The 3,362-nt window shown below is 38.2% G+C and carries 3 protein-coding genes; 2 read left to right on the top strand and 1 reads right to left on the bottom strand.

The genetic code is table 11. The annotated features are described in order from the left end of the window. A partial coding sequence (gene mobV / locus KNQ04_RS15440) for a MobV family relaxase (RefSeq protein ID WP_214851797.1) occupies positions 1-1,557 on the top strand: 1,557 nt, incomplete at its 5' end. 104 nt (positions 1,558-1,661) lie between these two features. Then, on the top strand, positions 1,662-2,471 hold the full coding sequence (locus KNQ04_RS15435) for a hypothetical protein (RefSeq protein ID WP_214851795.1): 810 nt from the start codon (positions 1,662-1,664) through the stop codon (positions 2,469-2,471). A gap of 64 nt (positions 2,472-2,535) precedes the next feature. On the opposite strand, the gene KNQ04_RS15430 is transcribed toward KNQ04_RS15435, so the two are convergent. Beyond that, positions 2,536-3,006 (bottom strand): replication/maintenance protein RepL, encoded by a 471-nt coding sequence (locus tag KNQ04_RS15430; protein ID WP_214851793.1) that lies wholly within the window; start codon positions 3,004-3,006, stop codon positions 2,536-2,538. Positions 3,007-3,362: the final 356 nt, after the last annotated feature.

Raw genomic sequence — 3,362 nt, 5'->3', positions numbered from 1 at the left:
GAGCGAAAAACAGGGGGGCTTTCTATGGGTTCTAAGTTGGTTTGTAGGATGCAGAAGGTAAAGAAAAATGATGTAAAAGGCTATCAGATCCACAATCAAAGAGAACGAGAAAGTAAGACCAATCCCGACATCAACGCTTCCCTATCTCACCTCAATCGAGACTATATCAACGCCCAACACATCAACTACATGGAAAAATGGAAAGAAACATTCGAATCCCAAAATGAAAGTAAACGTGCCCTAAGAAAAGATGCGGTCTATTTCAATGAGTTTGTCGTGGGTTCAGATCGTGATTTCTTCAAGGACATGGACCAGTCAGAAAAAGAACGATTCTTCAAAGTCTCCACTGATTTCTTCAAAGAGCGATATGGAGAACAAAATGTCCTCTATTCCGTTGCCCATTTTGATGAATTGAAGGGTGCTGGCGCTCATGCTCATATCGCGATCGTACCCATGCGAGACGGCAAACTTCAGAGCAAGAACGTATTTGACCGGAATGAACTCAAGGCATTGCAATCAGAACTCCCGAATTATCTTCAAAAGCATGGGTTTGATATCGAGCGAGGGAAAGAGGGTTCGAAGGCTCAACACATCGATACGGCCACGTACAAGGTTCTCAAGGCACAAGAAGCGGTATTGGATGCGGAACAGCAGCGAGAGGCGATCCAGAGTGATACGAAGCTACTGGAAGCCAAACGAGAGGGCTTAAAAGAATTGTTCGAGAAGGTCGAACGGTTCGATAGCTTGGAATTCGAAGATCAGAAGACGATCTTTGGCAAAGAAACAGGAAAAATTGTCATGGATCGAGAGGATTTCGAGGAAATGCGAGACCTCGCGATGATGAAAGTACCCGATATGGAATTCAAGAACGAAGAATTACGACGAGAAATCACTGTTTTGCAGTCCAAGATCGAGCAAAAAGACGACAAAATCAGCAATCTTCAGAAGAAATACGAGATTGCTTCAGCACAAGCAGAACGTTATAAATCAGGTTTGGACGACGTGGTAGAAGAACGAGTTTCGGAACGCTTAGAAGAGACAGTGAAGGAACTGAAGGAGCGTCATGCAGTTGAATTGACGAAACAAATGATAAATGCGAATCATTACCTTGAAGAATCGGAACAAATTGAACGGAAATTGGGCATCCTAAAAAGGAACTTCAACGTCTTAGAAAGCGAAAAACGTTGGCTTCAGAAGGAAAATGACGAGCTGCAGGCGACTAACGAAGGATTGACCAAAGAAAATAAAGGGCTATCTGAACAGCTCCAAAAGGCAAACGAGATAGTGAGAGCATGGACAGAACGATTTGATAAGGCTGTCCACAAAAAGGTTTCTGATATGGCGAATGTTATAAGGGCTTCTGTTCATAGAGCGACGAGAGAATGGTTGATTGAGAAGTTGCCTGACAATCAAAAAATCGGACTGGATCATATGATAGATCACGCACGAATTAGTAAGAGAGCCAATGAGATGCTTCCAGAAATCGTTGAAGAAAGAGAGGCTCAAATACAGAAACGAAGTCAAGAGAAAAAGCGTGATAATGACTTGGAACGGTAGATTTTTCAACCGTTCTTTTTCTTTTTCCAAAAATATGGTTTTTTTAAAGAGATATAGGTTAAGCTACAGATTAGCAATCAAAAGTTCAAAGGAGAATGATCAAATTGATTAAAAAATATGGGTATGCTTCAGTCGCTATTCTTAGTGCTGTTTTAGTTAGTGCGTGTGGTAATGATGATGCAGCTAAAACGGAAAAAACTGAAGTTAAGGCTAAAGCTCCAGCTTCAATGACAGCAAATAGTGCGTATGAACTTCTAAAGAAATCTAACTTAGTAAGCGGAGATTCGGAAGATGTTACTAGTAAATTTGAAGGTTCTGAAGGTCTAGTCAAAGCTATTCGAACTCCAGAAGCAGATATAATCGAATACAAAAAAGAATCTCAAGCAAAATCTCATGAAAACCCTGATTTAAACGCCTATTCAGTAAAAAATATTTACGTATTACTTAAAGCAAATCAAGACAAATCCAAGGATTACATAAACGTTTTAGAAAATAAAAAAGCGATGACAAGTTCTTCGACAAAAGAAAATGATTTCGCTAAGTATGCAAAATCAGATTTTGATGAATACGCTAGTGCTTTTTACAAAATTCCATCGGAAGAACGTTCAATCGTTTTTGACACTTATGTTAAAAACAAAACTGTTTCTTGGAGCGGTATTGTTGCAGATCTCGATGCTATAAATGACAGCATTGTTCTAGTTTCATCGAAAGACTACAAAAAACAAGATTGGTCTACTATCAGTACGGAAAAAAAAGAACTGATGCCTTATACAATAATTGCTGAATTAAAAGACAAATCAAGCAAAAGTAAGATTTCTCTTGGTGACAGTATTAAAGTTCGCGGCGTTGTAGGTGCTCGCGGAGACGAAAAATCTCAATTCAACTGGAAGCTCTATGAAAGCGAAATTTTGTAAAAAAAAGACCCTCATCTTTTTGGATGGGGGTCTTTTTTTAATTAAAATGTCTTGCAATCACATTTTAATTAGAGTCCTTTTCTGATGATTCCATACTATCGTCATAGTAGTTCAACAGAAGACTCTTTTTGTGTTCTGAGCCTTTCATCATGATGTTAGGTGATACTTGCCATACACCGTTTTGAACCTTAATGATGAAATGATTTTCTTGGAGTTTTTTCATGATTTTAGCGATTGTAGGTTCTGAAACGTTAGCTTCTTTAGCAATTTTTTTATACGTTCCTACAAACGTATTATTGGCTTGTTCTGTATTCTGCAATATGTAGATCAGAACGTCAATTTGCTTGGAATCAGCTAGACCTAAAATATGAAGGAAATCCATCAAGTAAATCTTCCAAAATTGCTTCTGACCATATGCTCTTTTAGTGATTTGCTCTGCGTAGATTTTTTCACCAGTTTCAGTGTCGATATAAACTTTTTCTTTCTTTCCTAACAAAGTTTGGGTATCAGATTGGAACTCCATATTTGCATCCATTTAATGTCACCTCCTATCAATTCACTTAATTCTAATTTAAGTAAAAGATAAAAGCAACATTAATCCGCACTTAAAAATAGCTTAGTGCCCACTAACGTATTGTTAAGTGCCTAAAAATGAAGAAATGTTGATATATAAGGCTTTATACCACTTTTATAAAAAAATCACTCTCTTCTATATCAATGTCTTATCCTTTTTCCCTCGATTTATCCTAAAATTAACAATTTCGTGATTACTATCATTCATCATCCCGATCAACAGAAAAGAACTGAACGCACTCATTCCGGCTTTTAAGCCTTCATTTCGTTTGTCGGACTGTTAGACCGCCGAACGTGTTCTCGCTACGCTCGCCCCCC

The organism is Exiguobacterium sp. s193, from assembly GCF_018618755.1.
Lineage (GTDB): Bacteria > Bacillota > Bacilli > Exiguobacteriales > Exiguobacteriaceae > Exiguobacterium_A.
This window is presented reverse-complemented; position numbering and strand designations above follow the sequence as displayed.

Coding starts and splice junctions, on each gene's coding strand:
- KNQ04_RS15430 (WP_214851793.1), bottom strand. CDS start 3,006: ATGGATGCAAATATGGAGTTCCAATCTGATACCCAAACTTTGTTAGGA.